This is a genomic window from Leptothermofonsia sp. ETS-13, from assembly GCF_049200465.1.
Lineage (GTDB): Bacteria > Cyanobacteriota > Cyanobacteriia > Leptolyngbyales > Leptolyngbyaceae > Leptothermofonsia.
Genome location: NZ_CP120836.1, coordinates 288,195 through 314,497, shown reverse-complemented (window position 1 = coordinate 314,497; position 26,303 = coordinate 288,195). Strand labels below are relative to the sequence as shown.

Here is a 26,303-nt window from a genome sequence, read left to right as displayed (position 1 = left end):
AATACCCATTGCCTCATTTTCTCTGGGCTGGTCTAGAATCGTCGATGCCCTTCTTCTGCTTCTTACCATGACCGCCACTACCCAGCCTGTCCGTACCTATGATGTGATTGTATTCGGGGATGAAGTGCCCGGCATTATGGCGATTGTTGCCGCGGCCAGAGAGTTCAACCGCCGGACGGGCAGAAGACTGCGGGCCCTGTTGATGTTTAAGGGAAATTCTCAGGCAGGAGTAGGGGGGCATTTAGTCCGGGGTGGGCTCGCCTATCTTGATCGCAGCAGCATTCCGCTGGATGTACGACAATCGGTGGGTCTGGCAACCTTTGGCGACCCGTCTTCGTTGTATAAAGAATTTTTGCAGCGATCAGGCGTCATCCAAATTGCCCTCGACCCACGCAAAGCAGATGCGGCTCTGCGCAAGATGCTGAGTGAAGCCGGAGTCGATATTCTCAGCCGGGTTCAAATTGAGTCTGTGCAGAAGCAAGGAAACCGGATCACTGGCATCAAGCTTACCCGTGGAGAAACTTACCTGGCAAAACAATTTATTGATGCCACGGTTAATGCAGAGTTAGCCCAGGCGGCTGGAGTGAGAAAGCTCCAGGGATTTGGCACCCTTGGCCTGCCAGACTCCGAATTACCAGTCACGCTGGTGTTTGAAACAGAAGGACTCAGCATTCAACGCTTGAAAGAGGTTGAGCTGTCTTATATTCGCCGCCTGACCAATCCCCATGATTCTGAAGCCCAGCGATATATTGCGATCGCTGCCAGTTCTAATCAAGCTCTGGCTGATTTCTTGAGAAAGGACTGTGTCGATGCCCAGGGTAAACTCAAAACGATGGTCGTTGGGCGGGACCACATCGACATTCGCTGCCGGGCCCTTTCAATCTTCTACCATGCCTTTCGGGGTAAGAAATTATCGCTCGCAGAAAGTGGCATGATTTTGGACCAGGCCAATATTGCCTGTTTACCGGGGGGGAGGCTGTCCTGGAATGCGCTACTGTGCTACACCACGGGTGCCCAGGCAGAAGCCCTGGCCCGGGCAGGAGCAAAACCAACCGCTGCCATGGTTGAAGAGGTCACTTTTATTGAACGCTGGCTCAAAAGCGTAGGAGCCACTAGAGTCAAGCCCATGCTCGAACTCTATATTCGCCACGCAGGAAACGTAATCGATGCTGTTGAGCCTCTCAGTGGTGCCCGCATGTTAGAAGGCGGTGTTTTAGCCAATGAAGCGATCGCCACCTTTGGCTACCATTTGGATGTCCGTGGAGGCATCACTGGCTTGGGAGCCAGAGCAAACGAACGGGGCATTGATAGCATCACATTTCACACCCCGCCACTGTTTAACGTGGGTATCCGCCATGCATTGATGCGTAGCGTTCCCAATTTAGCTGTGGTCAGTCCGGCTTCTGGATTTGATGGTTATGCCTGTGCAGCAGGCAGAATTGTGGAATTCAACGTCGCTGTGGGGCAGGGAGTTGGCATTGCAGCGGCGATCGCCCTCAACAGTAACCGCAATCTAGCTGATATTCCTAACCGCGAAGTCCGGCAGGTACTGGTACAAACCGGCCAACTCCCCAAAATTTACGGCAGAGCTAACATGCTCGAAGCTTCCCGACTCCAGGCATTTGAATCCACAATGATTGCTTGATTACGAATTAAGATAATCTGGTTTCTGTAACAATCTGATCAAAATCGAGGAGTCAACCTTGGAACGGACATTTTTGGCCATCAAGCCAGACGGTGTACAACGCAAGTTAGTTGGTGAAATTATCCGTCGCTTTGAAGCAAAAGGCTTTACCCTGGTTGGCTTAAAGCTGATGAATGTCAGCCGGGAGCTGGCTGAAACCCACTATGGCGTTCACCGGGAGCGTCCCTTCTTCGCCAGCCTGGTGGATTTCATCACGTCAGGTCCCGTAGTTGCTATGGTTTGGGAAGGCGAAGGCGTGATTGCCTCTGCCCGCAAAATCATCGGCGCAACCAATCCTTTGAACGCTGAGCCCGGAACGATTCGTGGGGATTTTGGGGTCAATGTGGGTCGTAACCTGATTCACGGCTCCGATGCCCCAGAGACAGCCCAACAGGAAGTTAGCCTCTGGTTTAGGGAAGAAGAATTGGTCAACTGGCAGCCTACGCTGATGCCGTGGATTCATGAGTAAGAAGTGAGGAGAAAGGGGGGAGAGGTGAGGGAGTGATCGGGTAACGGGGTGATAGGGTGAAGTTTCTTTACTCCATTACTCCATCACTTTCCCACTCATCCACTCTCCTACTCATCCACTTCTTACTAACAACTAACATCTCACCCTTCTCCCCTTTATTTCTTAGACTCGACGGGCGCTTCCTCTGGCTCCCGTTTCAGTAGCTCCTCCGGTGTTTCAATCAGTTCTGTAGAAATTTCTGTCGAAATTTGAGACCCAGTTTCAGAGGGGGGCACAATTCGTTCGGAAAAGCCCCAGATGAAGATGACCGTAATCAAGCTGATCATCAACCACTCGGCAGGAACGAGGTTGGGGTAGACAACTCTAGCAAGCAGGCGGAGTCCCACAAGGGAAACGGTGATGTAGCCTGCATCTTCCAGGTGGGTGAACTCATTCAACCAGCGAATGAACAGCCCTGCCATAAATCGAAGGGTGATGATGCCAATCGTAGCGCCCAGGAGAACGAGCCAAATTTCCTGAGAAACAGCGATCGCTGTTGTCACACTATCCAACGAAAATGCCAGATCCGTAATCGCAAGCATGGGGATGGCCTGCCACAGGGACTTGAAACGGGGACCGTGATGTTGATGAATGCCGTCTTCGTCCTCATCGGACGTAAAATACTGCACCACCAACCACAGCAGGTAAAGAGCACCTGCCAATTCAAATTGCCAGTAGCGAATAACCCACGTTGCCGTCAGGATTAAGACCATACGTAGAATGTAGGCAAGGACAAGACCAATGTTGAGAGCACGCTGCTGCAATTTTTCGTCGTGCAATCCTTGCGTCAGGGCAGCAAGGGCGATCGCATTATCCGCAGACAACACCGCTTCTAATGCCACCAGAACCGGCAGCAAGAGCAGTGTTTCAAACCCAAAATTTGGGGAATCAAGTAGTTGATCCAGCATTAATAATGATGTGTTTCTGAAACAGAACCTTGAAAACTAGGGAGGTTGGGCAACCCCAAACTGTCCATCGTTGGCATGCAGTTAAAGTGACTTGACAGCAACATTACTAAGCCTAACGCTTAAGCGAAAAGTTCCGCCAGACTCCTGGCAGGTATAGCAATAGCCACCAGGCTTAGGACGGAGTGTAGGGGTTCTACCCCTGGCTGGGGCGAAGCTGCCACACCTCTTAAAACCAATGCCCTAAGCAACTTGACGGCAGCTATAGAAACCAATACCCTTGTGTTGCATCTTGTAACAAATTATTCCCGAAAAGCGCATTTTGACGGACATTGAGGAACGATGGATCCTACTCAAAGGAGTTTTGAAACAATGACTTTATCAGAAACCCAAGTCTTTGTTGCCCTTGTCATTGCGTTGATTCCAGGCATCTTAGCATTCCGCCTGGCAACCGAACTTTACAAATAGACACTTCCTTAACTCGTATGCATAGCCTGTTTGGATAGTTTTGCTCTACAAACTTTTCGATAATATTGCCTCTCAAAGGTTTTTTTATCGGTTGTGATGGAGTTGACTTCTAAACAGGCTTTCTACATTTCTATCGAAATAGGGTTGCTATCTAACCTTTCATTGGGTTTAATAGGCTAGCAACAATTGACGATTACAAAGCAATCATGGAATTAAGGAGTCAGGAGTCAGAAGCCAGGAGCCAGAAGTCAGAAGAAGAAAAGCTTCTGGGCTCTGGCTCTTGGCTTCCAGGTAGAGAGTCTAACTTTCATGATTTGCAGTGAGCACTGCTGATGACGAATTGACTTCTATTTTCAAGTTGGATTTTAAAGGATATTCTTTCTCACAGAGAGTATCATCCTGGATATTTAGAGCCTGAGTTTGCCGGATTTTGAGTTGAAGGCTCCCTTGATACATTAGCTTGGCCAGAGTAGAAATTCTATGTACGCATACCAACTGCCCCAGCCTGACCCTAAATTTACCCGACGTCCACGCAGGGCACCCCACACTACCCCTCGCAAGCGCCAAAGCCCTTACCGTGCGATCGCCGTTGAAACGGGTATTAAACTGGCGGTCAATGTGTTGTTGTCGGCAGTGGCTATCTCAGCTCTAGTCAGGCTGCTTCCCTACCGGGCTGCGCAAGAATCCAAGCTAAAAGAGCTGAGTGTCGCTGTAGAATCAACCAACAAGCGTGTCAGTCAAGTTCAGGCTAACTTCAGGCAGTATTTTGATCCAACCCAGGCACGAGCGTTGATGCAGCAGACTACCAATCGGATCGACCCCTCTCAACGGCAAATTATTTTGCAACCACCAGCTAATTAGCCCAGGGGTTCCAGTAGGTCGTTAAGCCAGTTTTGAACCTGCGATCGCAGACGATGAGACACATTAGCCGCTGGTAATTGAGGTTCAGGCAAAATTAGCAGTGCCCGGCGATAATCGGCAACCGCGCAGTTCCAGTCTCCAGCCAGGTGATAGGTGCGTCCCCGTTCGGCATAAATATGCCCTTCTAAAACTGAAGTGATGGCTTCATCGGGTTTTTGCAAGATTTGATTAAAACGGAGGGCAAGGTCAAAGTTATCGATGGCCTGACCATACATTTCCAGATCCCGAAAGGTAATGCCCTGGTTAATCCAGGCACGGATATTGGATGGGTCAAGATCGAGAGCCGTTTCATAATCAGCGATCGCTTCCGCCAAAAATCCTAAGGAAGCATAGCAGTTAGCACGGTTGTTATAAACCTTCGCCAGTCGAGGGTTCAATTGCAAAGCGCGATCGTAGTCTGCCAGGGCTTCCTCAAACTGATTGTTCTGAAAGTGGAGCAACCCCCGATTGTTGTAGTGAGTCGCGCTGTCGGGGTTGCAATGAATCAGTTTATTAAGCAGAGCGATCGCTTCAGCATATTTTCCCTGCCGAGCATTGTTCAATGCTTGCTGACTTAACAGACGCTCTTGTTCACTAAGGTTGAGGGAGGATGAATCCTTATCGTCTACCAGGATCCTTGCTTGCTCTTCATCGGAAGACTGGGTGGAATGGGAAGCGGTTGCAAAAGTTTGACTGGCTGCTTGCGCCTCACCAGTGTAATAATGGCGACCTGAAAATATACGTATGTTCATGTCATCCTCACGGCTCTAAGGCATAGATTAGGGATTTCCCTGGGAGCGTTGTTCTACCGATGTGTCACTTGCTAATGCGTCTAATGAAAGGATTGAGTTTGCATTTTTAAGAGGAATTCCAGTTTCTTTGATGGGATACAGTCGGCATTAGTTCCATTTCCGAAAAGAAAACCCTGAATCTGAATGGGTTTACATTTCTTAAGAAGCATTGGATAGAAGGATTGTTGCCAGTCCCCGTTTCTTAGCTCCCGAATTCTGGCCCTTAGCTTCTGTTCTCTGCCTCTAATCCCTAGTGGGTCACCAAACACTTTGCCTGGTTATCTAAACCCGGAAAAACCAATTTAGGAGATTTTGAAGGGTTGCAAACCCTTCAAAATCTGCCTAGCAGCCTACTAGTCCCAACCTCTTTTCTTCCTTCTTCCTACCGCTATACCTCTTATATAGCTCTACGCGGGTGCGTTAGGACATTGGAATTAGAGAGGGGTGGGGGCTTCTCCCCCAGCCAGGGGTTCCACCCCTGCACCCTGTCCTAACCATAATGACTACCGCTCGCTATATATCCGTCGCCAGGTTGCTTAGGACATTGGTTTTAAGAGGTGTGGCAGCTTCGCCCCAGCCAGGGGTAGAACCCCTACACCCCGTCCTAAGCCTGGTAGCCTATCGCTATATGTCCAGGAATAACCTGGAGCCCCAGGTTAAACAATTGGCAATGGGTGAAAAATATTTCAGTCAGGTACAGACATTCGGTAGATTTCATCTGTTTTGGGAATGTATCGGTTGTTCAATCAGATTTAATTGGGTTTTGAGATGCTGCTAGAATGCAATTTGGCAACCGACTAGCCTGCGTTGAGTTAGTTGAGTTATTTAATGGAATTTCCTATGACTACTGCAACCCTGATGCCTGAAGCATCTGATCTGTCGGCTGAGGATTATTTAGTTCTGGGTCTGGCAACCTGCTTCATTAAGGAAGAGGGTGAGGTTCATGAAGTGAAGGTTGCCGAACCGATTCCTTCGGCGGCTCTGGAAGCGATTGTGAAAGGAGTTCCGACCTCCTATAGTTTGGCGATCGCAACCACGGTTGGGGCGGTTCTGTCAGGTGATACACCCCAAATGCCAGCGGAATTTCCTGCCAATACCCAGTTCTGTGATGAATTTGCCTACCGGGCAGTGGCGGCTGCCCGCACTTACAAAGCTCGCGCAGTTGCCCAATCTCTCATTCCGGTGGGTACAACTAAAACTGATTTCAACTATTCCACCGAGCGCAAGCGTGTGCTTAACTCTCAGCGCATTGTCCGAACGGAAGACAATGTGAAACAACACGAGTACACGCACAAGGTGCTGTAGAACGACTTAATCGACGCTTCTTCAAAAACCATGCTAAAACTTTATGGCGGTGCCCGCAGTCGGGCTTCCATTGTTCGCTGGTATCTGGAGGAACTGAGTGTTCCCTATGAGTTTGTCATGCTGGATATGGCATCCGGTGAGCATCGGCGACCTCCCTATACTGACATTAATCCAATTGGTAAGGTGCCTGCGATTGCTGATGGTGACTTCAAACTCTGGGAAACGGGTGCCATTCTTCTCTACCTGGCAGAAAAATATGGGCCAGAACCTCTCTCGCTGGAGCAGCGATCCATCATTAATCAGTGGATTCTTTACACCAACGCGACTCTGGGACCGGGTGTGTTTGTAGAGGCAACGCGGGAAAGTGAAACGCCCCGTCATATGACGATGCTGAATCAATTGTTTCAACGCCAGCCCTATGTTCTGGGTGAGCAGTTTAGTGTGGCCGATGTGGCAGTTGGTTCCATGCTGGGATACATCCCAATGATGCTCAAGTTAGACTTGAGTGCCTATCCTGCTGTGGTGAATTACATTCAGCGCATTTCTGAACGCCCCGCTTATCAGAAGGCGATCGCAAATCGCTAATGAATACAAATTCCAAGCCAGGAGCCAGGAGCCAGTAGGGGCTGGGGATCGGAGGCTAGGGGCTAAGGGGGTCAGGATGCGAGCCAAAATACGAGACACTGAAATTTACTTTGATGTTGAGGGCTCCGGACTGGTACCAGATGGTACGCGCATGCGGGAGAAACCTACTGCGTTTCTAGTTCATGGTGGGCCAGGAGCAGACCACAGCAGCTTCAAGCCCACATTCTCCCCATTGAGCCAAAAGATGCAACTGGTCTATTTTGACCATCGGGGGCAGGGCCGGTCAGCGCGGGGGGCGAAAGAAACTTATACCCTGGACAACAATGTAGAGGACATGGAAGCCCTGCGCCAGTATCTGGGGTTGGACAGGATTGTTGTGATTGGGGTGTCCTACGGCGGCATGGTAGGACTGGCCTATGCCAGCCGTTACCCAGAGAATGTGTCTCATCTGATTGCGGTGGTGACTGCACCCGACTCTCGCTTTCTGGAGCGGGCCAAGGAAATTTTGGCAGAGCGCGGCACAGAGGAACAAAAGGCGATCGCCCAGCACCTGTGGAACGGCACCTTTGAAAGCGAAGACCAGCTAAAAGAATACTTTTGGGTAACTCGCACGCTCTACTCAATTACGGCTGACCCCAATTCTCCACCACCTAAATCCTGGGAACGGGCGATCGTTTCACCAGATGCAATTAATATCGCCTTTCAGGATTTTCTGCGAACTTACGACATTCGTGATCAGTTGCACAAAATTACAGCTCCAACTCTGGTTATTGGAGCGCGGCATGACTGGATCTGCCCACCAGAGTTTTCTGAAGAAATTGCCAGTCTGATTCCAAATTCCGACCTGCGCATCTTTGAAAATAGCGGCCATGCTGTGCGGGCAGATGAGCCACAAGCCCTGCTGGATGCGATCGCAGGATTCATTGTCTACAAACGCTGACGTGTGAGCCTACCGATGTCTCAGGGAACACTGGGGACAGCTTTCTTAACGAACACTGGGGACAGCTTTCTTAACAAAAACTGCAACCTGTCCCCCATGTCTAACAGTTCACCTGCAATGCCCAATGGAGTCTCGTCCCTACGCCTGACTCGAAGCCTCAGCGCCCTTGAAACCTGGGGGTTTGGATTGAGTGGTTTGCTGCTGTGGTTGGGTACCGCGCCCGGAATACACGTTGACTTGGGTTCTCAAGCGATTTGGGTCTGGCTTCCCGGTGTCATTGTTGGTGTCATGCTAAATTTGCAGGTCAAACATCTGGGGACTCGGTGGCCCGATGTTTCCGGTGGTACTCCCAACTACACCACTCGATTATTGAAAAACCATCCGGGATTAGCTCCCTACGTGGCAATTGGCTACTGGATTGGTTGGGTGTCGGTGCCATCAATGAATGCGATTATCCTGACCGATTTGATTCAGGCTAATGTTGAACCTATGGGAATTGCCTGTCCTGAAGTGCTATTGAAGGTCGGATTTACGGCATTGCCTTTCATCGTTGCGTTTAGCGGTACTCGTGCTTTAAGCATTTTGCACCTGTTTTTTGTGCTGCCTGCGATCGGCTTTTTATTTATCTTCTGCACTCAGGGGTTGGGCTGGTTAGCCATTTCCCCGGAAAGTTCCGGTCTATTGCTTGCTGACCGGTCAAGATTTCAGCTTCAGGATTGGGCGAAATGTTTTTTTAGCGGTGTATGCCGTCTATAGCTGCGAAACAGCATCCTCGTTCGTTGCCGATAGCCGCCGCCCTGCCACTAACTTACAGAGCCTTCATTTGCGGCCCTGATTCTTCCAGTCGTTTACCTGGGAGGTTCCTGGCTGCTGATGCGCCTGGCAAAATCCCCTGAATCAGGAGACAATGCATTTCTAAACCTGGAAGCGGCTGCCCGACCTTTTTGGGGGAATGCAGCTCCTATTCTGGTGAAGTTTTTAATGATGTTGCTGAAAAGCAGTATGAATTGAAATGAAGTTTCAAGCATACAGCACCTATTTCATACCCCCAAAGACTTCTTGATCTACCAGTGATACTCCTGTCGCTTTATGAATCGATAAGGACCCATTATCGCCCCCCAGATGACTTTTCCAGTCTCAGTATCAATTCCCTTGTCATAGCTGAGAAATTCCTCTGACCTGGCTTCAAATCCCAGGGATACCTGCCGAACTTCACCATTGTAGTTAAAGTAGCAGGGAGTATGGGGTGGGGGAGACGCCACAAATACTGATGGTTGAGGTTCGGTGACATCAAGAACACAACCAGGTAGAAGCTCGATCTGTTCATTGGTGAGACTTTTAAGGAGTTCCGGGTTGGCACCCGCCCCACTGATTGCACCTGGCTTTTTGAATGCATAGTACTGCACATGCAAAGGACGTTGAGTGTCACTGGTTTGTCTCAACCGCATTAACCTCTGGCGGTAGGGATTGTCCGGGTTCAAAACATTGGCCTGCTCAGCAAACAAGGTCAAGCTATCTTCTGTAAACAGGGGCACAGGACGCTGCCATAGCCGCAGATGGACGTACCAGATTGGTTCAGCGATCGCCTGCTCACGGTTATCAAACTCGCCTGCCATATGGCGAGCCAGCATCAGAAGAGAAGAGGAAAGAGCCATAGGAATACAAGGGGTAAGATTTGAGTTTGGGTGTCAACCTATAACTCATACCTCACAACTCAACCCTTTTTCCAAAACTTGGCAAACTTGCCCTCAAGCGCGAAAATGGGGAGTGTCGCCCACATGAATTTCTGCTGTGAATAACGTCCGCACCGTTTCTGATACCAAGCGAGCCTTCTACACCGTCCATACCCGCCCTATCAACTCAATCTACCGTCGGGTTGTGGAAGAGTTGATGGTAGAAATGCACTTGCTGGCGGTCAATGTGGACTTTGCCTACGACCCAATCTACGCCCTTGGTGTTGTCACCTCATTCCATCGCTTCATGCAGGGATACCGCCCCGAACAAGATATTGCCTCTATCTTTGATGGTTTATGCAAGGCGCTTCAGGACGATCCTAACCGCTATCGGCATGACGCTGAACGCATGGAGGCGTTAGCAAAGCGGTTGTCTTCCCAGGAGATGGTTGCCTGGTTGGAACAGTCACTGCCCATTCCTGATGTAGCTGATTTACAAGCCCAGGTGAAGGCGATCGCTCACAATCCCAAATTTAAATACAGCCGTTTATTTGCGATCGGGCTTTTTACCCTGCTAGAACTATCTGACCCCGAGCTGGTGAAAGAAGAGTCCAGGCGCACAGAAGCGCTGCAAAAAATTTGTACCGCTCTTAACCTTCCTGAAGATAAGCTGCAAAAGGATCTAGATCTGTACCGCAGCAATTTAGAAAAAATGGCACAGGCCCGCATTGTAATGGAAGATGCTCTTCAGGCAGAGCGCAAGAAACGGGAAGAGCGCGAGAAAGCCAAATCGGCAGCGACTTCATCTAACCCTTCAGATTCTTCGGAAGCGAAAGGAGAAGCCTGATACCAATACAGCAAAACGAAAGTTTTGTGGGGGGTTTGCAACACTAGGATTCTCGTCCAAGAGCTGAGATAACTAGAATAGTGCCCATTTTGCTGACAATTCTTCAAGGGTACGATCGCTTGAAATGAGTAGGGCACTACCATGAAAGATATCTGGAGAAGGATCTTTGACCTGGATTGGTCATGACAAAACCCGGTTTTACTGATTGCCTGCAGCTTTTTGAAATCCCAATTGAGCACCCAGATGTTAAGCTGACAAAGCTTTTCAAGTTTTGACCTGCTCCCTATCTGGAGAAAATTCACATAAAATTCACTAAAACCTTGAAGTTTTTATACAATTTTTGTAAGTTTTTATTAAATGGGTATTAGCCTTTTGTTTTGGCTTTTTCTCTCATAAGCTAAAGGTGGCGAGATCGGGGTGGCTCCAACTTGCAACATTTAATCTTGATGAGCCGTAATGCTGGCTAGAAGATTTACCATCTCGATGCTACTTGTGGCAATGGCTTCATCGGGTGTCGCTTTCCCCGGTTGGACGTTGCCACTTTCTCCGGGCGATCGCGTCCGCCTGTTTACCCCTCTGGATGACGAACTGCCCTCAAACAGCCCTTTTCGACTTAGTGGACTGTATGAAGTGAACCTGGATGGAACACTGCAAGTTCCTTTTCTGGAGCCTCAGCCTGCTGCGGGTCTGGAAGTAGCTCAAGTTGAAAAGAATCTGGTAGACGCCCTGATAAAGAAAGGGTACTTTCGTCAGGAATTTTTAGAACTGAGTGTTAAAGTTGCCCATTGGGCTCCTGTTTACGTCACAGTGTCAGGAGAAGCTTTTCGACCGGGGCGGGTTTTAATTAATGCGGCAGTTAGTGGCGAGAGAGATGGGGCATCTCAACCCGTCATAGAAGAGGCGATCGCAGGCAACTACCCACCAGAACGGTATCTAACCGCAGCTATTCGTCAAGCAGGTGGATTAAAACCCACAGCTGATATTCGGCAAATTCGCCTGATTCGCGGAAAGCAGGAAAAGGTATTTGACCTCTCAGGTGTGATTACCGGGCAGTCCGTTCCAGATGTGCCTCTGATTGCAGGAGATCAGGTGGTCATCCCCAGGGTGGCGATCGCTCAAAAGGAACTGGTTCGCCCATCTCAGCTAACCCCTACCGAAATTCCCGTTCTGCTATCGAACTTAACGGCACCCCATACTCCTAATCAGGGCAAGGGGGGGCAAATTTTGAATCTGGAATACGGCACCCGCCTTTCCCAGGTCGTTGTTGCAGCAGGCTGTGCTGGGGGAACCCGGTCTACCAATGCCAGGCGTAAAGTTGCCCTAGTTCGGACTAACCGCCTGACAGGCGAAACCAATGTAATTGATCGCCCCGTAGAACGGCTGCTAAACAACGCCTCCAACGATAAGGAAAACCCCTTTCTGATGCCGCAGGATGGGGTAGTTTGTTACGATTCAAAGGTCACAAACATCGCCAGCATTCTTCGCACCGTCGGCACGATCTTTAGCCCTTTCTTCCTAATTCCAGGGTTGTTCAGGCATGACGAATGAGTATCCACCCATTTCGCCTTCTGCACTGGCAGCCTCCATTGACCGGGGCAGGAGATTACGTTATGTAGCTCTAGCTCTGGCAGCGAACCTCTCAATTTGGGGCATTGTTCTTTTTCTGCTAAAAGACTCTCCCCGTGAATACACCAGCCAGTGGTCGATCATGGTGTTAGGGAAGGTACCAAAATCGGCTTCTGATGAAGGTTCTGGTTCAACTGGGGCTACTTCTGCTGCCAGCGAGGCTGGAAATTTCAAAGCAAGCTACAAACTGATTGCAACAACGGATAGTGTTCGTAAAGCCGCCGCTGCTAAGGTGGGTATGACAACTGAGCAGTTTAGCCAACCCCAGGTTCAAGTGCTTCCAGGTACTGAATTAATGACCTTTACCATCACAGGCTCTACCCGCCAGGAAGCGCAGAAAAAAGCCTATGCTTTACACGAAGCTTTTCAGGAGCGGTTGAATCAGTTGCGGATACAGCAGGCAGAAGAACAGGAAGCTGGGTTTGAAAATACACTCAGTGTTGCCAGAAAGAAGTTGGAGTCTGCCCAATTTCGTCTTTCTGACTATAAGGTGCGGGCGGGTTTAGCGTCTAAGGACCAAATTGATGAGCTTGCCCGCAGTATTGAAACTTTAAGGCGATCGCGGGCAGAAGTTGCGGCTCAACAGCGGGATGCCAGCATCCGTGCAAGACAATTGGCGACTGATTTGAACATGTCTTCCAGCCTGGCTTCGGAAGCATTTACCCTGCGAACAGACCCACTGTTCCAGCAGTATCTAAGGGAATATAGTGAAGCAACAGCAAGCCTGGCCAACGTTTCAATCAAACTGGGGCCTAACCATCCCGTTGTGGTAGGGGAAACGGCTCGTCAGTCGGCTGCACAAGCTGCACTTCTAGAGCGGGCTGAGGCATTGCTGGGACGTGCAGTGGATCTGGCGGCGATCGCCCGCCTGAATACTGGCAGTGGCTCCCAGACCGCCACACCCCGTGAAGATCTGTTTAAACAGATTGTCAACTACAATGTGGAGCGGCAAGCCCTTGCTGCTCGTGTGCAGGAAATCGATCGCCAGATTTACCAGCTAGAACAACGGCTTAATATTTTAGCTCAGCGTAACTCAACACTAGATGCCTTGAATCGGGATATGCAGATTGCGGAAGCCATTTTCTCTTCTAAGCTGGCAGGGTTGGATGCCAGCAGCGTTCCTATCTTCAATTCCTATCCTCCCATTCAAATGGTTGCTGACCCGACCCTGCCAGAAAAAAGGTGTAATTCCCAAACAAAAACCCTATTTTATCTTTGCCACAATTGCCTCTTTGTTGACAACTGCCGGGCTCTTACTCCTTTATCTACGCAAAACACCGCCCTTTAAGCAATGGCTTCATCGACATTAGATTTCTGGGGTGACTTAGGAGCATTAGATTTCTGGGGTGACTTAGGAGTGATATAGCTGTCGCCAGGTTACTTAAAACATTGGTTTTGGTTTTAAAGAGATGGGGGGTGCCTTACTCAAATCAGGGATAGAAGTTGGTTAAAAGAGATTCGTTGTCTTAAAGCAATCAGTCCGCCGCGATCGCCACATCCCGCTCATACCGTGTCACACTCTCTCGCCGCAAGAAACTAACACCCCAACGGGCAACACCTCAACCTCAAATCCAATTTCAGCCACTTTCAGATTCAATAGGGATACCTTCCAACTGGCTGGACGTAAAGTCCAGGAGCTCACCGTTGAATCTGGGTAAACGACCTGAGGCAAATAAGTGACTCCAATCACATTAAACTCCCCACCACACAGCTGAAGCAGCCGTTGCACTTCGCGCCAATCATAGATCAGGCTCTGGCATGCCTCTTTTTCACAGCCAATAAGTCTGGCACCCAGCAGCCAAGTGAGCCTGGCGCAGATTTCCTCTAAACGAGAGCGATCGCCTTTTAACAGCGCGGCCTCCTCTGGCAAAAGAGCCGTATTCGTCGTCGGCATCCAAAGCTCAAAACAGGCGTAGGCATCAATTGGAATGGTGGTGAGCTTCAAATGAGGTGCCAGGCCAAGGGGGTTAGGAGCAACCGCCAACTCGGTTGGAATGAAGGAGTCAATCATCGCCTTGAGATTCTACTCACAACTACACGTAGGGTTCCCCCAGCTACAGATAACTGCTAGAGGTGCTTCGTATCCAGCATGACCTTTCTCAGATTCCATTACGTTCAGCAGCCATAAAAAGTGAGTAAAGTGTCGTTAAAGTCTGATGGGCTACCATTGCGTATTCTGATGTCACTCTATAACCACTCCTTAAGAGAGTCTAATATGGATAAAGGCTCATGCATCTTTCACGACCCTACACCATGAATCAAGCTATTGCAAACGCAACTACCCTAGATGAGAGGCTCTCAGCACGCCACATTGATCTCGACCCTGGTGGGTATTTCATCATCTACTTAAACCGAGATGAGGGGTTGATTTGTGCTAAACACTACACAAATATTATTAACGATCGCGGCCTTGCCTGCGACCCGGAAACTGGCAAACCTTTCCTCTGCGATCAAAAGGTTGAGCGTACACCCAGTCGAATTTATAGCGGCAGAACCGCCAAGGAAATTTGCGTACAACTATTTGAGGAAATTCACCCCTGCCCGGTGACTCGTCTGGACCATGCTGCCTATTTAGGACGGGAATTCCAACGAGCGGAAGCTGCTCTGTTTACTGGACAGGAGTACGTGCAGGACTAGTGTTGCAAACACTAGGAAAAAAGGAGGAAAGAAGGAAGAAGGGGAAAGGAGTGGATGAGTGGGAGGAGGGAATAAGGGGGTGATAGGGTAACGGAGTGATGGATATAAGATGGATGTAAAAAGCAATTATCGGGTTTGTCGAGAATGTCAATTTTTTTGTGGCAATCTTGAAAAGGGGGTCGAGAGAATCGAGGTTTCTAACGACGAACAACGAACAACTGCCCATCACTCAACCACAGACCTCCCTCCCAGCATCCCTGACCCCTATCATCTCCCCTATCATCTATTTCATCGCTCTTGCATGTAGAGGTAGAAGTAGTAAGTTGCCATCGGAACAATTGTGGCAACGACCAGAAAGGTGATAACCCAGAAAGTTGCGTTACTAGATTTGGTTTCCTCTGGGGTTGCGAAGGTGCCCTCTACCTGAATGTTATCCTCAACAACGGGGGGACCGGGATCTGGCCTGCCAGAGAGGACAGCAACCAGGCGATCGCTTGCCTCTAGAAACGCCTGATTGTACCGTTCACCTTGTTTCAGCGGTACCAACACTGTTTCCTGGGCGACGCTTTGAGCGATTTCATCAGGCATCACTTCCTTTACTTTGGCGCCTGTTCGAATGCCTGTATTGTTTGTTTGACTATCGATGACCAGAATAACCTGGTTTGCCTGAGATTCTGGGGTTGGGAACCAGCGTTCAAACAACTTGTCAGCAAAGCTTTGGGCCGTTTCTCCATAATCAAGCCGGTGAATGGTCACAAACCGGACTTCATAACCTGTATTTCGGGCTAAGGTTTCCAGATCAGAACTAATCTTGCCTTCACTGAGGCGGCTTAGAATCTCGGCCTTGTCAAACACCCAGGTGGCGGGAGTCAAATCAGGAATTTCGTAAACGCTCGTTGCATTAGCAGGGGAAGCCAAAGTTTGGCTAGCCAGGAGAACAGCAACTATTGCCAGAAGCAACCGTTGCAGTGTGACTTTCCAATTTTGGAACTGATTGAGGAGCCGTTTCATAGGAACCATATTAGAAACCGTATTTAGAGAATACTACGTTTCTTAACGAAGATGAGAGAGCAATGACTTAGAAGCGGTTTGAAAATAATAGACATTATCGGAAATAAATCGCTCGATATGAGAATGGGTGATAAAGCAATGAGAATTGACAGTTTCATGCAAAGAATTGATTTCCTTTCTTGTTTTCGATTAAGTCTAAATGAATTATGAGCTTTATTACCATGCGCACACCCGGAGCCGACTTTGAATTGGCTGCTGGATTCCTTTATACCGAAGGTATCATTCAACAACGGCAAGACATTCGCCGTATTAGTTACTGTATTGATCCCAATGCAGACGGTGAACAACGCTACAACATTGTCAATGTTCAGTTGCGAGAAGATCTAAGATCTGGTTCCCGATCTTCAGCCTTTAGAACGTCATTTTTACACTACCAGTGCCTGTGGCTTTTGCGGCAAGACGAGTCTGGAATCATTAAAAATTCGGTGTGAGAGGGTTTCTGCTGCTTGTCCGGCAGTTCCGGCAACAGTGCTTTATTCTTTTTCTGAGCAGTTGTAGACGGCGCAGGGAATTTTTCGGGCAACAGGTGGGTTGCATGCGGCAGCTCTTTTTAATGCCGAGGGCAAATTGCTGTCGTTGCAAGAGGACGTTGGACGATACAATACTTTAGATAAGCTGATTGGAGCATCGCTGTTAAATTGGAGCATCACTGTTAAGTGATGAACTTCCTCTTGCAAACCACATTGTTATGGTCAGTGGCAGGGCAAGCTTTGAGATCATGCAAAAGTGCCTGACTGCCAGGGTTGCCATTGTTTGTGCGGTTTCAGTCCCCACTAGTTTAGCGGTTGCTCTGGCACGCGAATTTCATATGACTCTGATTGGCTTTTTGCGAGGAGAATGCTTCAATATCTATGCTGGTAAAGAGCGGATTGCTCTGGACGCTTAGGTGGGAAATAGGGGTTGGAGCCAGGGGCCAGAGATGGAGAAATTTCAATCACTCAACACCCAAAACTTTCTTCACCCCTTGCCATGTTCTCTATCCATACCCATTCAGCGTTCACTTTGGCAAGAGTTGAAAGTAGAGGATTATCAGCAGGGACAGGCATTGTCATTGCCTGATGCAGAGGTAATCTGGTACCCACAAGCATTTTCATTGGAGGAAAGTGACCAATTATTGGCAGAACTGTTGGATGGGGTTGCCTGGAGGCAGGAATCTATCACGTTGTTCAAGCGAGAGGTTTTGTTGCCCCGGTTAACGGCCTGGTATGGCGATCGCGGCAAAATTTACACCTACTCCAACCTGACAATGGAACCAGAACTGTGGACTCCTGCTTTGTTGAAGATTCGGTCAAGGGTGGAAGCGATCGCCCACACTACATTCAACAGTGTTCTGCTCAACCTCTACCGCGACGGCAGGGACAGCATTGCCTGGCACAGCGATGACGAACCCGAGCTTGGGGAAAATCCGATCATTGGTTCTGTAAGCTTTGGAGAAGCCCGTCGGTTTATGTTGCGCCACCGATTTCAGAAGCATTGGAAGGGGGGAGATCAATCTGACTCACGGTAGTTTTCTACTGATGAAAGGACCAACCCAGCACTTCTGGCAACATCAGATTTCCAAGACCCGCAAACCTGTACAACCCAGAATCAATCTGACCTTCAGGCAAATCCTGTAAGGATCATCTCTGCATTCTGAGCCAGACAAAGACTTCATGGGCAGTTATAGCTCTACGCGGGTGCGTTAAGACATTGGAATTAGAGAGGGAGTGGGGATCCTTACAAATTTAAATTGCACTCCCAAAACTTAGAAAGTCTTGTAGGCAGGCAACATGTTTTAGAACTTACTCAAGTTATTTTTGTAAGGATCCTGGGGGCTTCGCCCCCAGCCAGGGGTGGAACTCCTGCACCCCGTCCTAACCATCATGACTATCGCTACATAGCTGTCGCCAGGTTGCTTAGGACATTGGCTTTAAGGGGATGTGGGAGCTGCGTCCCTAGTCAGGGGTTTCACCCCCTGCATATGGTTCTAAGCCTGGTGACTATAAGCTATAGTTGCAGTTCAACAGTTTGCAAAACTGAAAGCGGATAGTCTCCATATATCAGTTCTGGTTGCTGGTTAGGGAGAAACATTGGCACGCTCAAATCATCGGATCGATAAACCAGCCTGACTGGCTCCCATACTGAAAACAGTGAAGAACATTACCAATCACCCAATTGGGTTTCTGTTCGGGTGATAGAACTTCGATCGTCCAATCGGGTACTAAATAAAATCATTAGGCACTTCGCCTGTTTCGCTAGAGGGAATGCGCTGCCATTAAGCCACTGAAACATCCGGTACAATTCGCCCTCCAAGGGTACAACGCAACTCAGGAACAGAACATAAGCCAGCAACCCAATCACATATTAAACAGTTGTAATGTCCTTTTCTTTCTCAACCAGTAACTCGTCTACCTTTGCGATATATTTATCTGTCAGCTTTTGAACTTTGTCTTGCAGATCCCGTGCCTCGTCTTCAGAAATGTCACCAGCCTTCTCCTGCTTGCGCACAGAATCCACCGCATCCCGACGAATGTTGCGGATGGAGACTTTGCCTTCCTCGGCAAACTTGGCAGCAAGTTTGACCAGTTCCTTCCGGCGATCGCTGGTCAATGGCGGAATATTCAACCGAATCACGGAGCCATCGTTGTTGGGAGTCAGCCCCAGATCAGACATTTGGATGGCTTTTTCAATCAGATTTAGACTACTGCGGTCAAACGGTTGAATGGTAATGGTTGAAGCATCGGGAGTGTTGATGCTGGCCAAAGACTTGAGAGGGGTTGGCGCACCGTAGTACTCTACCATGACACGATCAAGAAGAGACGGGTTTGCCCGCCCCGTGCGGATAGTATTGAAAGACCGTTGAGTTGCCTCAACTGCCTTGTGCATATGGTCTTCAATGTCAGCTAACTTCACAGAAACCTCCGACAAGCGTTCCAATCGGTTCTCCCATCACTGCTCGGCGAACGTTACCCTTCACTGAGAGGTCAAAAACAATGATGGGAATATTGTTGTCCTTACATAAGGATATGGCAGTACTGTCCATAACCCGCAATTCTTGAGTCAAAATATGCCCATAGGTCAGTGTTTGAAAGCGACGAGCCTGAGGATTGACTCGCGGATCGGAGTCATACACACCGTCTACTTTAGTTGCTTTAAACAACACATCTGCCCCAATTTCAGCCGCCCGTAAAGCTGCGGTTGTATCTGTGGTGAAGAAGGGGTTGCCAGAACCGGCCCCAAAAATAACGACCCGCCCCTTTTCTAAATGGCGAATAGCTCGCCGCCGAATGTAAGGTTCAGCAACTTCCTGCATGGAAATAGCTGTCTGTACTCGCGTCGGTACATCAATTCGTTCTAGCGCATCCTGGAGGGTCATGGCGTTCATGACAGTAGCAATCATGCCAATGTAATCAGCCGTCGCCCGTTCCATCCCAGCCGCCGCACCTTTCACTCCCCGAAAGATGTTGCCACCACCAACTACAATTGCGACCTGAACGCCGCTGGCGACTACATCTGCTACTTCCTGGGCAATATCTTGCACGATAGTTGCGTCAATTCCGTAGGGGAGATTGCCCATCAGGGCTTCACCGCTTAACTTAAGCAGAACCCGCCGGTAAGTTAATCCCATGTAGTGACTACTTTTTCAACTCCAGTCTATTCTCAACCTAAGATAGCACTAAGATGTAAATTGTCAGGTAAACCTGGAGATACAAGGCCTATTGAGACGGAATATAAGGCATTTCGGCTGAATTAAGCCCGCCATTTGACTGAGCAGCCAACGGGTTCGGTACTGGTGGGAGTAATGGTTTCACCGCTGAGAATTTTGGCGATCGCCTCCCGCAAATAAGGCACCTGCACCGCCGTTGGGTCATTCGGGTTGTCATCGATGCACCCGCTATAGCACAGCACCCCTTCCTGATTCAGCAGAAACACATGGGGAGTTTTCTGCGCTCCAAAGGTTTGGGCAACGTCCTGAGTCTCATCCCGCAGATAGGGAAAGTTGAGTTGATTGGCGGAGGCAAACTCCTTCATGTTTTCAAAGCTGTCGTCAGGAAATTGTTCCGCATCGTTGGAGTTGATGCCAATCAGAGTAAACCCCTGGTTCTGAAAATCGGCCTGAATTTGCTTGAGGCGATCAAGGTAAAGCCGCACGTAGGGGCAGTGATTGCACATAAACACGACTCCAACGGCTCGAAACCGTTCGAGGTAGCGGGCAAGATGATGAACTGAGCCATCAATTCCCGGTATCTCAAAATCTGGAGCGTATCCACCAATCAAAGTGCCAGTCATTTCCATGTTTAGCCAGGTGAGGGGTGAGGGGTGAGGGGTGAGGAAACTGATTGGTCAGATGCCAGGTATCGTTTGTCGCTGACCAACAACTAACCGCTTCAATTACCAACCTTTTGCAACGGCCTGATATCCAATAAGTTTATAAACCAATTTGGCAGCGGTGAACTCTGAAACTACGGAATCGGTGACAGGGGCCAGTTCCATAACGTCGCAGCCGATCACTTCATGCTCTTCAAAGATGCGTTGCAAAAAGGTGAGCAGGGCATACCAGTTCAGACCGCCCGGTTCAGGGGTACCAACGCCTGGGATCAGAGTGGGATCAATACCGTCCAGGTCAATGGTGATGAATACTTTTGGTGTCTGGATGCTGTTTAGGGCCCGTTCCATCCAATCCGGCTGGGTAGCAATTTCTCGTGCCCGGATGACCACCAGTTGCTTTTCTTTAATAAGGTCGGCTTCCTCCTTGCAAATACTGCGAATGCCGATTTGAACCGTGGGTAAATCCATGTCTACAATGCGCCGCATGACACAGGCATGGTTGTGCAGCGAGCCTTCGTACTCATGTCTGAGATCGCCGTGGGCATCTACCTGTACAACGGTGAATGCTTCGCCAGGGTATGCCTGCCGATAGGCTTCCACGACACCTGTTGTGATGCTGTGTTCTCCACCTAACGAAATGACGAATTTGTCGTCCTTAACCAGTTGGTAAACGGTTTCCTGAGTGGCCTTCAGCATCTCTTCGGCGGTGACTTTGTTGTGATTGCGGGTATCTGCGATCGCCCCATGGGTCCAGATCCCCACCTCCCACAGCTCACGGTCAAGCTCTTCATCGTAGACTTCGACCTGCTGAGAAGCATCCAGAATCGCGGCTGGACCATTCTCACAACCCCGACGATAGGTGGTGGTGGCTTCGTAAGGAATAGGCAAAATCACAGCCCTAGCCTTGGCGTAATCCGTTGCAAAGTCAGCACCCAGAAACGGTAGATCGGAAACAGAAGTTTGCACCAGCATGGCAGAAATTAATCAAGCAACACTCAATCCTGACACAGACTTTAGTGAATCGACTACTGAGGGAGCAGGGATGAGGAGTGAAAGATCGGGGGAGCGAATTTTTGGCTCTTCATCGTCTCCACCCCTCATATCTTCAAGTTTTGTTAAGAAAATTTGGCAAAATGGAGAAGAAAAGGTTTTGGCATCTGCATGTCATGATTGCAACAACTCCTTCTATTGTCACTCAAAGTGAGACGCAAACCTGGATCTGGCAGGGTTTTCCCATTGCCTATCAGGCTCTTGGTACACAGGGACCAGCTGTGGTGCTGGTGCATGGGTTTGGGGCATCTCTGGGGCACTGGCGAAAGAATTTGCCAGTGTTAGCAGAAACTTGCCGGGTGTATGCTCTGGATTTAATTGGATTTGGTGCCTCTGCGAAGCCCGTTCCCGGCCCACTTAAGCCCGGTGAACAGGTGGAATATACCTTTGAAACCTGGGGCCAGCAAATTGCTGATTTTTGCCAGGAAGTGGTGGGGGGACCAGTCTTTCTGGTAGCAAACTCGATTGGTTGCATTGCGATTATGCAGGCAGCGGTGGAAAATCCTGCGATCGCCCATGGAGTTGCAATGCTCAACTGCACCCTGCGCCTGCTGCACGATCGCCGTCGCACCACCCAACCCTGGTTCAAACGCTTCGGTGCGCCCCTGCTGCAACGCATCCTGAAACAAAAGTGGATTGGCAAAGCCTTTTTCAATCAGATTGCGCAGGCAGAAACCGTCCGCAAAATTCTGCTCAAAGCTTACATTCGTCAGGAAGCGGTTACCGATGAACTGGTCGAACTACTGCTGGCTCCTGCGAAAGACCCCGGTGCGGTTGATGTATTCATTGCCTTCACTGGCTATTCGCAAGGACCACTCCCAGAAGACCTGCTGGAGGTGCTGCCCTGTCCGGCTCTGATTCTTTGGGGAGAAGACGATCCCTGGGAACCTATCGCGATCGGTCGTGAACTTGCCAAATTCCCTCAAGTCCAGAAATTTATTCCTCTGGCTGGGGTAGGTCACTGCCCCCAAGATGAGGCTCCAGAGTTAGTCAATCCCATTCTGAGGGACTGGATTTTATCGACTACTCAATCGGTCGACATGGAGTAAGTTTAGTAATTAGCCAACTTTTACCACTGGCATCAGGGATAAGTCCCATACCCATCGAATTGAATCCAGGTCTGATGCCACCTCCTTTACAGCGATCGCGCCAGACACCCTCAGCCTTAAAAACACTAAAGCATCATTCTCTGAATGGCTTCTCAGACTCAAGTTTTTATAGTCCGCAATGCATGCATTCCAAAAATCCGCGTGCTCCTAGACCGGTAGATCGGCGCGGGGGTTGAAGGTTTCTAGCTGGCGCAGTTTTTCGTAGAGTTCCCGTTCTTGAGCAGTCAGGTCGCGGGGGATGACGATTTGAATTTCAACGATCTGGTCGCCGCGATCACCGTCCTCTTTGGGGTAACCTTTGTCAGCCAGGCGCAGACGCTGACCCGAACGAACACCTGCAGGAATGGTCATTTTTACCCGACCATCGAGGGTGGGGACTTCCACCTGTCCTCCCAGGACAGCTTCGCTGGGAGTAATGGGTAGCTGGCAACGAATGTCAGACCCTTCCAGCTTGAAGAAAGGATGGGGGGCGATGTCAATCTTCAAGTACAGATCACCACCGTTGACGCCCTGACCTTTGAGGCGGATGCACTGCCCCGCAACCATTCCCGAAGGCATGTTCACTTCCAGCGATCGCCCATCTTCCAGGCGAATTCGTTCCCGTCCACCCAGGTAGGCTTTCTCCAGTGGCACACTCAAACGCGCTTCGGCGTCACGGCGAGTGGCACGGGGGACGCTGTAAACCTTGGTGGTTTTGGTCGTGCCGGGACGGTAAGGGTCGCGGGAGGGCTGACTGGTTACGGTGCTGCTCTGCTTGGTGCGGCGGTTCAGGAGTTGATCGACGAAACTATTGAAGTCGGGAAATTCGCTGAAATCGACCTCCCCGGTGGAGGAGCGATCGCCACGACCATTCCAGCCACGGGCACCTGAACGGGCAGAGGCTCCCTGAAAGCCGCGCTGCTGCCAGAACTTGCCGAACTGGTCATACTGAGCGCGTTTTGCCGAGTCAGACAAGACTTCGTAGGCTTCATTGATGTCCTTAAACTTCTCTTCTGCCTGCTTATCGCCAGGATTTAAGTCAGGGTGATATTGCCGGGCGAGACGACGAAAAGCTCTTTTGATCTCTTCAACCGTCGCCTCCCTCGCAACCCCCAGAATGTCGTAGTAGTTCCGAAAGTTTTGCATGGAGTTCAGTATAGCCAGAAGTCAAGGAAGTAGAGGGTAAAGAGTAGGGGGTCGGGTATCAATCTTCTAACCTGAATTACTTGTCCTTCATTATTTCCCTCTCGTCCCACATTCTGGCAAGCAACTTGCCAGGTCATCGTTATCTTTACGTTTATCCTTAACACTTCACCGAACCGGGAGAACCTTTTTCCCTAAAGCCAGTCGTCATCATCATCCCAATTATCTTGGCTGAGGTTTGGACGAGGATTGCGAGTAGGACGGAAAGGGGGGCGGCGATTGCGATCGCGATTGGAAGCACGGGAGTCGTAGGAGGATCGGCTCTCCGGGTAGGAAGTACTGTCCCGCCCTTGCCCAGTATCACTGCGATTGTTGCGTTCCGGGTAGCGATTTTCGCCATAGCGGGGTTCGCTGCGGGAGGGTTCGCTCGTTCCGTAGTTACGTCCACTGTAGCGATCGTCGTTGTAGTCGCGGGAGTCATAACGGTTGTTGTTGCGGGCAGAGTCGCGGGGAGAGTCACTATAGCTACCGTAATCGCTCCGCCCGCTGTAGCGATTGCTGCTGTAGTCGCTCCGTCCACTCCCCCCGTAGCCATAGGAACTCCCGAAGTAGCCGCCATCGCGTCCACCGTAGGAACTGCCGTAGTCACGGCGCTCATCCCGGTAATAGTCGTAATCGTCATCGTCATCCAGGAAGAAGCTCTTGATAGCGCCAAAGATGCTGTCTCCTTCTTCCTCTTCTTTGTTGCGCTGATAGACTTCCCGATTCAGGTCATACACGGCATCTTGCAGGTTGGCCTGGGCCTGATCAATACCGCGATCGTCGTTCTGGGAAAGGGCTTCCCGCAATTGCTGAATTGACCGCTCAATTCGAGAGCGGTAGCTGCTGACAAACTGCATGCCAAAGTCGAGAGTGGCTTCCCGCAATTGCCGTTCTGCCTGAACAATCAGGGATTCTGCCCGGTTACGCTTTTCAACCTTTTCTTTCTTGAGGCGATCAGCTTCGGCATACTCCTCTGCATCCCGGATCATCTGCCGGACTTCCTCTTCGCTTAAAGTGGAAGCTCCCTGAACCGTGATACTTTGCTCCCGTCCGGTGGTGCGCTCCAATGCAGTGACTTGCAGAATGCCGTTAGCGTCAATGTCGAAGGCTACCTGAATCTGGGGAATACCTCTAGGAGCAGGAGGAATCCCCGTGAGCTTAAATCGTCCGAGCGATTTGTTTCCGGCAGCCATTTCCCGTTCACCTTGAAGGATATGCACCTCCACCATGGTCTGGTTGTCTTCGCCGGTTGAGAAAATGTCGGAACGGCGGACGGGAATTGTTGTGTTGCGGGGAATGAGCTTTTTCATCACACCGCCAATAGTTTCCAGCCCCAGGGAGAGGGGAGTGACATCCAGCAGTAGAATATCTTTTACCTCTCCCGCCAGAATGCCAGCCTGGATGGCTGCTCCTACTGCCACCACCTCATCTGGATTGACGTTCTGGTTGGGTTCCAGGTCAATCAGGCTGCGCACCAACTGCTGCACAAAGGGAATGCGGGTAGAGCCTCCAACCAGCACCACTTCGTCAATTTGAGCGGGACTCATCCCAGCATCCCTGAGGGCCTGCTTCACGGGACCCCGAATCCGACCCACCAGATCGCTACACAGACTCTCAAATTGGGAACGAGTGAGGCGGGTTTCCAGGTGTTTGGGACCTTCTTCGGTGGCGGTAATGAAAGGCAGGTTAATTTCGGTGACGGTGACCCCAGAGAGTTCTATCTTGGCCTTTTCTGCGGCCTCAGTGAGGCGCTGGAGAGCCTGGCGATCGCGCCGCAAATCCACCCCCTCTGTCTCCAAAAACTGCTCCGCCAGCCAGTCTACAATTCGCTTGTCGAAGTCGTTACCGCCCAGTTGGGTGTCGCCGCTGGTGGACTTGACCTCAAACACACCATCTCCCACTTCCAGAATGGAAACGTCGAAGGTGCCGCCACCCAGGTCGAATACCAGAATGGTCTGATTGTCTTTACGGTCTAAACCGTAGGCAAGGGAAGCAGCCGTTGGCTCATTCAAAATTCGCTTCACTTCCAGTCCGGCAATGCGGCCTGCATCCCGTGTCGCCTGTCGCTGCGAGTCGTTGAAGTAGGCTGGAACAGTAATCACCGCTCCGGTCACGGGTTCTCCCAGGTAACGGCTGGCTTCATCGGCCAGTTTTTTCAGCACCATGGCCGAAATTTCTTCTGGGGCAAACTCTCGTTCAAGCCGGGGGCATCTGATCTTGATGTTGCCGTTCTCGTCTTTGCGGATGGTGTAGGGAACCCGCTTAGACTCTGGGGTCAGTTCGGCATAGCGGCGTCCGATGTAGCGCTTGACGCCATAGAAGGTGTTTTGCGGGTCGAGGACTGCCTGCCGCCGCGCCATTTGCCCCACCAACCGTTCCCCTTCTTTGCTGAAACCCACCACAGAAGGCGTGGTTCGCATTCCTTCGGCATTGGCAATGACAATGGGTTTGCCACCCTCCATGACGGCCACTACTGAGTTGGTTGTCCCCAGGTCAATGCCAACTACCTTTCCCATGCGTACCTATTCTCCCGTGCTGTTGCAGCCAGTCGCTTCTGTTAAATTTGCTAAACACATTGTATCGTGCCGATGAAACTTGCCTCTTAGATTGAGAAATAGGGCTAGAGTATGGACGATGGCATCAGTCCAGTAACCATTGGGTTGGGGAGTGGGGAGTAGGAGGGAGCCGGAATGGTATCCGTATTCCCGCCTTACTGCACTAGTGGTTTGTCA

At 50.2% G+C, this 26,303-nt stretch carries 30 protein-coding genes; 19 read left to right on the top strand and 11 right to left on the bottom strand.

The features are described from left to right. Positions 1-67: 67 nt before the first annotated feature. Complete coding sequence (locus tag P4D80_RS01575; protein ID WP_421657103.1) at positions 68-1,645, top strand: FAD-dependent oxidoreductase; 1,578 nt, start codon at positions 68-70, stop codon at positions 1,643-1,645. Between the two features lie 58 nt (positions 1,646-1,703). Next, the gene (ndk, locus tag P4D80_RS01570; RefSeq protein WP_421657102.1) at positions 1,704-2,153 is read left to right on the top strand and encodes a nucleoside-diphosphate kinase; all 450 of its coding nucleotides are present in this window, start codon (positions 1,704-1,706) and stop codon (positions 2,151-2,153) included. A 155-nt stretch (positions 2,154-2,308) separates the two neighbouring features. Here ndk and P4D80_RS01565 read toward each other — a convergent pair whose 3' ends face one another. After that, positions 2,309-3,100 (bottom strand): TerC family protein, encoded by a 792-nt coding sequence (locus P4D80_RS01565; protein WP_421657101.1) that lies wholly within the window; start codon positions 3,098-3,100, stop codon positions 2,309-2,311. Between the two features lie 369 nt (positions 3,101-3,469). On the opposite strand from P4D80_RS01565, the gene psaM reads away from it, so the two are divergent. Together psaM and P4D80_RS01555 are read left to right on the top strand one after the other, a co-directional pair. Beyond that, positions 3,470-3,565: a photosystem I reaction center subunit XII gene (gene psaM / locus P4D80_RS01560; protein ID WP_421657100.1), complete on the top strand. Its 96-nt coding sequence runs from the start codon at positions 3,470-3,472 to the stop codon at positions 3,563-3,565. Positions 3,566-4,045: 480 nt separating this feature from the next. Further along, complete coding sequence (locus P4D80_RS01555) at positions 4,046-4,426, top strand: hypothetical protein (RefSeq protein ID WP_421657099.1); 381 nt, start codon at positions 4,046-4,048, stop codon at positions 4,424-4,426. Here the strand turns inward: P4D80_RS01555 and P4D80_RS01550 are convergent. After that, entirely contained in the window at positions 4,423-5,217 is a 795-nt protein-coding gene (locus P4D80_RS01550) for a tetratricopeptide repeat protein (protein ID WP_421657098.1), read from the bottom strand. The two genes, P4D80_RS01555 and P4D80_RS01550, sit on opposite strands and share 4 nt — an antisense overlap. Before the next feature lie 879 nt (positions 5,218-6,096). Here P4D80_RS01550 and P4D80_RS01545 point away from each other — a divergent pair. The 5 genes from P4D80_RS01545 to P4D80_RS01525 all read left to right on the top strand — a co-directional run bounded on the left by P4D80_RS01545 (position 6,097) and on the right by P4D80_RS01525 (position 9,097). Continuing rightward, positions 6,097-6,561, top strand: a complete 465-nt coding sequence (locus P4D80_RS01545; RefSeq protein ID WP_421657097.1) for a hypothetical protein — start codon at positions 6,097-6,099, stop codon at positions 6,559-6,561. Positions 6,562-6,591: 30 nt separating this feature from the next. Beyond that, positions 6,592-7,146 carry a glutathione S-transferase family protein gene (locus P4D80_RS01540; RefSeq protein ID WP_421657096.1) on the top strand — a complete coding sequence of 185 codons (555 nt, stop codon included), beginning with the start codon at positions 6,592-6,594 and terminating at the stop codon, positions 7,144-7,146. A 76-nt stretch (positions 7,147-7,222) separates the two neighbouring features. After that, positions 7,223-8,086 carry an alpha/beta fold hydrolase gene (locus P4D80_RS01535; protein ID WP_421657095.1) on the top strand — a complete coding sequence of 288 codons (864 nt, stop codon included), beginning with the start codon at positions 7,223-7,225 and terminating at the stop codon, positions 8,084-8,086. Positions 8,087-8,182: 96 nt separating this feature from the next. Next, positions 8,183-8,842 carry a hypothetical protein gene (locus P4D80_RS01530; protein ID WP_421657094.1) on the top strand — a complete coding sequence of 220 codons (660 nt, stop codon included), beginning with the start codon at positions 8,183-8,185 and terminating at the stop codon, positions 8,840-8,842. A 117-nt stretch (positions 8,843-8,959) separates the two neighbouring features. Further along, positions 8,960-9,097 (top strand): hypothetical protein, encoded by a 138-nt coding sequence (locus P4D80_RS01525; protein WP_421657093.1) that lies wholly within the window; start codon positions 8,960-8,962, stop codon positions 9,095-9,097. Between the two features lie 53 nt (positions 9,098-9,150). On the opposite strand, the gene P4D80_RS01520 is transcribed toward P4D80_RS01525, so the two are convergent. After that, positions 9,151-9,741, bottom strand: a complete 591-nt coding sequence (locus tag P4D80_RS01520; RefSeq protein ID WP_421657092.1) for a chromophore lyase CpcT/CpeT — start codon at positions 9,739-9,741, stop codon at positions 9,151-9,153. Between the two features lie 136 nt (positions 9,742-9,877). On the opposite strand from P4D80_RS01520, the gene psb29 reads away from it, so the two are divergent. The 3 genes from psb29 to P4D80_RS01505 all read left to right on the top strand — a co-directional run bounded on the left by psb29 (position 9,878) and on the right by P4D80_RS01505 (position 13,520). Then, the gene (gene psb29 / locus P4D80_RS01515) at positions 9,878-10,606 is read left to right on the top strand and encodes a photosystem II biogenesis protein Psp29 (protein WP_421657091.1); all 729 of its coding nucleotides are present in this window, start codon (positions 9,878-9,880) and stop codon (positions 10,604-10,606) included. Between the two features lie 456 nt (positions 10,607-11,062). Further along, complete coding sequence (locus tag P4D80_RS01510) at positions 11,063-12,154, top strand: polysaccharide biosynthesis/export family protein (protein WP_421657090.1); 1,092 nt, start codon at positions 11,063-11,065, stop codon at positions 12,152-12,154. After that, a complete protein-coding gene (locus P4D80_RS01505; RefSeq protein WP_421657089.1) occupies positions 12,144-13,520 on the top strand; it encodes a GumC family protein in 1,377 nt (458 codons plus the stop codon). The genes P4D80_RS01510 and P4D80_RS01505 overlap by 11 nt, the downstream gene beginning before the upstream one ends. Before the next feature lie 225 nt (positions 13,521-13,745). Here the strand turns inward: P4D80_RS01505 and P4D80_RS01500 are convergent, their stop codons facing one another. Then, positions 13,746-14,243 carry a hypothetical protein gene (locus P4D80_RS01500; RefSeq protein WP_421657088.1) on the bottom strand — a complete coding sequence of 166 codons (498 nt, stop codon included), beginning with the start codon at positions 14,241-14,243 and terminating at the stop codon, positions 13,746-13,748. Between the two features lie 242 nt (positions 14,244-14,485). Here P4D80_RS01500 and P4D80_RS01495 point away from each other — a divergent pair, with 242 nt between their 5' ends. Continuing rightward, positions 14,486-14,869 (top strand): DUF4346 domain-containing protein, encoded by a 384-nt coding sequence (locus P4D80_RS01495; protein ID WP_421657087.1) that lies wholly within the window; start codon positions 14,486-14,488, stop codon positions 14,867-14,869. A gap of 288 nt (positions 14,870-15,157) precedes the next feature. Here the strand turns inward: P4D80_RS01495 and psb32 are convergent, their stop codons facing one another. Beyond that, on the bottom strand, positions 15,158-15,880 hold the full coding sequence (gene psb32 / locus P4D80_RS01490) for a photosystem II repair protein Psb32 (protein ID WP_421657086.1): 723 nt from the start codon (positions 15,878-15,880) through the stop codon (positions 15,158-15,160). Positions 15,881-16,086: 206 nt separating this feature from the next. Between psb32 and P4D80_RS01485 the strand changes: the two genes are divergently transcribed. The 5 genes from P4D80_RS01485 (at position 16,087) to P4D80_RS01465 (ending at position 17,556) form a co-directional block, all read left to right on the top strand. Next, a complete protein-coding gene (locus tag P4D80_RS01485) occupies positions 16,087-16,371 on the top strand; it encodes a formate dehydrogenase accessory sulfurtransferase FdhD (RefSeq protein ID WP_421657085.1) in 285 nt (94 codons plus the stop codon). Positions 16,372-16,450: 79 nt separating this feature from the next. Further along, positions 16,451-16,600 (top strand): formate dehydrogenase accessory sulfurtransferase FdhD, encoded by a 150-nt coding sequence (locus P4D80_RS01480; RefSeq protein WP_421659610.1) that lies wholly within the window; start codon positions 16,451-16,453, stop codon positions 16,598-16,600. Next, entirely contained in the window at positions 16,578-16,826 is a 249-nt protein-coding gene (locus P4D80_RS01475) for a formate dehydrogenase accessory sulfurtransferase FdhD (RefSeq protein ID WP_421659609.1), read from the top strand. The genes P4D80_RS01480 and P4D80_RS01475 overlap by 23 nt, the downstream gene beginning before the upstream one ends. A gap of 126 nt (positions 16,827-16,952) precedes the next feature. Beyond that, a complete protein-coding gene (locus tag P4D80_RS01470) occupies positions 16,953-17,447 on the top strand; it encodes an alpha-ketoglutarate-dependent dioxygenase AlkB family protein (protein WP_421657084.1) in 495 nt (164 codons plus the stop codon). Positions 17,448-17,457: 10 nt separating this feature from the next. Beyond that, on the top strand, positions 17,458-17,556 hold the full coding sequence (locus tag P4D80_RS01465) for a hypothetical protein (RefSeq protein ID WP_421657083.1): 99 nt from the start codon (positions 17,458-17,460) through the stop codon (positions 17,554-17,556). Between the two features lie 727 nt (positions 17,557-18,283). On the opposite strand, the gene frr is transcribed toward P4D80_RS01465, so the two are convergent. The 4 genes from frr to speB all read right to left on the bottom strand — a co-directional run bounded on the left by frr (position 18,284) and on the right by speB (position 21,220). Further along, positions 18,284-18,805 (bottom strand): ribosome recycling factor, encoded by a 522-nt coding sequence (gene frr, locus P4D80_RS01460; RefSeq protein ID WP_421659608.1) that lies wholly within the window; start codon positions 18,803-18,805, stop codon positions 18,284-18,286. A 13-nt stretch (positions 18,806-18,818) separates the two neighbouring features. Further along, positions 18,819-19,547 (bottom strand): UMP kinase, encoded by a 729-nt coding sequence (gene pyrH / locus P4D80_RS01455; protein WP_421657082.1) that lies wholly within the window; start codon positions 19,545-19,547, stop codon positions 18,819-18,821. A 122-nt stretch (positions 19,548-19,669) separates the two neighbouring features. Then, a complete protein-coding gene (locus tag P4D80_RS01450) occupies positions 19,670-20,209 on the bottom strand; it encodes a thioredoxin family protein (RefSeq protein ID WP_421657081.1) in 540 nt (179 codons plus the stop codon). Positions 20,210-20,311: 102 nt separating this feature from the next. Then, a complete protein-coding gene (gene speB, locus P4D80_RS01445; protein ID WP_421657080.1) occupies positions 20,312-21,220 on the bottom strand; it encodes an agmatinase in 909 nt (302 codons plus the stop codon). A gap of 194 nt (positions 21,221-21,414) precedes the next feature. On the opposite strand from speB, the gene P4D80_RS01440 reads away from it, so the two are divergent. After that, positions 21,415-22,347 (top strand): alpha/beta fold hydrolase, encoded by a 933-nt coding sequence (locus P4D80_RS01440; RefSeq protein ID WP_421657079.1) that lies wholly within the window; start codon positions 21,415-21,417, stop codon positions 22,345-22,347. A gap of 207 nt (positions 22,348-22,554) precedes the next feature. On the opposite strand, the gene P4D80_RS01435 is transcribed toward P4D80_RS01440, so the two are convergent. Beyond that, positions 22,555-23,532 carry a DnaJ C-terminal domain-containing protein gene (locus P4D80_RS01435; RefSeq protein ID WP_421657078.1) on the bottom strand — a complete coding sequence of 326 codons (978 nt, stop codon included), beginning with the start codon at positions 23,530-23,532 and terminating at the stop codon, positions 22,555-22,557. Between the two features lie 191 nt (positions 23,533-23,723). Beyond that, a complete protein-coding gene (dnaK, locus tag P4D80_RS01430) occupies positions 23,724-26,087 on the bottom strand; it encodes a molecular chaperone DnaK (protein ID WP_421657077.1) in 2,364 nt (787 codons plus the stop codon). Between the last annotated feature and the right edge of the window lie 216 nt (positions 26,088-26,303).

What these genes read in the sequence shown, in the direction of transcription:
- P4D80_RS01565 (WP_421657101.1), bottom strand. Translation starts at nt 3,100, where the DNA reads ATGCTGGATCAACTACTTGATTCCCCAAATTTTGGGTTTGAAACACTG.
- psb32 (WP_421657086.1), bottom strand. Translation starts at nt 15,880, where the DNA reads ATGAAACGGCTCCTCAATCAGTTCCAAAATTGGAAAGTCACACTGCAA.
- pyrH (WP_421657082.1), bottom strand. Translation starts at nt 19,547, where the DNA reads ATGGGATTAACTTACCGGCGGGTTCTGCTTAAGTTAAGCGGTGAAGCC.
- P4D80_RS01450 (WP_421657081.1), bottom strand. Translation starts at nt 20,209, where the DNA reads ATGACTGGCACTTTGATTGGTGGATACGCTCCAGATTTTGAGATACCG.
- P4D80_RS01520 (WP_421657092.1), bottom strand. Translation starts at nt 9,741, where the DNA reads ATGGCTCTTTCCTCTTCTCTTCTGATGCTGGCTCGCCATATGGCAGGC.
- P4D80_RS01435 (WP_421657078.1), bottom strand. Translation starts at nt 23,532, where the DNA reads ATGCAAAACTTTCGGAACTACTACGACATTCTGGGGGTTGCGAGGGAG.
- P4D80_RS01465 (WP_421657083.1), top strand. Translation starts at nt 17,458, where the DNA reads ATGAAAGGACCAACCCAGCACTTCTGGCAACATCAGATTTCCAAGACC.
- P4D80_RS01510 (WP_421657090.1), top strand. Translation starts at nt 11,063, where the DNA reads ATGCTGGCTAGAAGATTTACCATCTCGATGCTACTTGTGGCAATGGCT.
- P4D80_RS01495 (WP_421657087.1), top strand. Translation starts at nt 14,486, where the DNA reads ATGAATCAAGCTATTGCAAACGCAACTACCCTAGATGAGAGGCTCTCA.
- P4D80_RS01525 (WP_421657093.1), top strand. Translation starts at nt 8,960, where the DNA reads ATGCGCCTGGCAAAATCCCCTGAATCAGGAGACAATGCATTTCTAAAC.
- P4D80_RS01575 (WP_421657103.1), top strand. Translation starts at nt 68, where the DNA reads ATGACCGCCACTACCCAGCCTGTCCGTACCTATGATGTGATTGTATTC.
- P4D80_RS01545 (WP_421657097.1), top strand. Translation starts at nt 6,097, where the DNA reads ATGACTACTGCAACCCTGATGCCTGAAGCATCTGATCTGTCGGCTGAG.
- P4D80_RS01540 (WP_421657096.1), top strand. Translation starts at nt 6,592, where the DNA reads ATGCTAAAACTTTATGGCGGTGCCCGCAGTCGGGCTTCCATTGTTCGC.
- frr (WP_421659608.1), bottom strand. Translation starts at nt 18,805, where the DNA reads ATGCACAAGGCAGTTGAGGCAACTCAACGGTCTTTCAATACTATCCGC.
- speB (WP_421657080.1), bottom strand. Translation starts at nt 21,220, where the DNA reads ATGCTGGTGCAAACTTCTGTTTCCGATCTACCGTTTCTGGGTGCTGAC.
- psaM (WP_421657100.1), top strand. Translation starts at nt 3,470, where the DNA reads ATGACTTTATCAGAAACCCAAGTCTTTGTTGCCCTTGTCATTGCGTTG.
- P4D80_RS01505 (WP_421657089.1), top strand. Translation starts at nt 12,144, where the DNA reads ATGACGAATGAGTATCCACCCATTTCGCCTTCTGCACTGGCAGCCTCC.
- P4D80_RS01530 (WP_421657094.1), top strand. Translation starts at nt 8,183, where the DNA reads ATGTCTAACAGTTCACCTGCAATGCCCAATGGAGTCTCGTCCCTACGC.
- dnaK (WP_421657077.1), bottom strand. Translation starts at nt 26,087, where the DNA reads ATGGGAAAGGTAGTTGGCATTGACCTGGGGACAACCAACTCAGTAGTG.
- P4D80_RS01550 (WP_421657098.1), bottom strand. Translation starts at nt 5,217, where the DNA reads ATGAACATACGTATATTTTCAGGTCGCCATTATTACACTGGTGAGGCG.
- P4D80_RS01440 (WP_421657079.1), top strand. Translation starts at nt 21,415, where the DNA reads ATGATTGCAACAACTCCTTCTATTGTCACTCAAAGTGAGACGCAAACC.
- P4D80_RS01500 (WP_421657088.1), bottom strand. Translation starts at nt 14,243, where the DNA reads ATGATTGACTCCTTCATTCCAACCGAGTTGGCGGTTGCTCCTAACCCC.
- P4D80_RS01555 (WP_421657099.1), top strand. Translation starts at nt 4,046, where the DNA reads ATGTACGCATACCAACTGCCCCAGCCTGACCCTAAATTTACCCGACGT.
- P4D80_RS01485 (WP_421657085.1), top strand. Translation starts at nt 16,087, where the DNA reads ATGAGCTTTATTACCATGCGCACACCCGGAGCCGACTTTGAATTGGCT.
- P4D80_RS01535 (WP_421657095.1), top strand. Translation starts at nt 7,223, where the DNA reads ATGCGAGCCAAAATACGAGACACTGAAATTTACTTTGATGTTGAGGGC.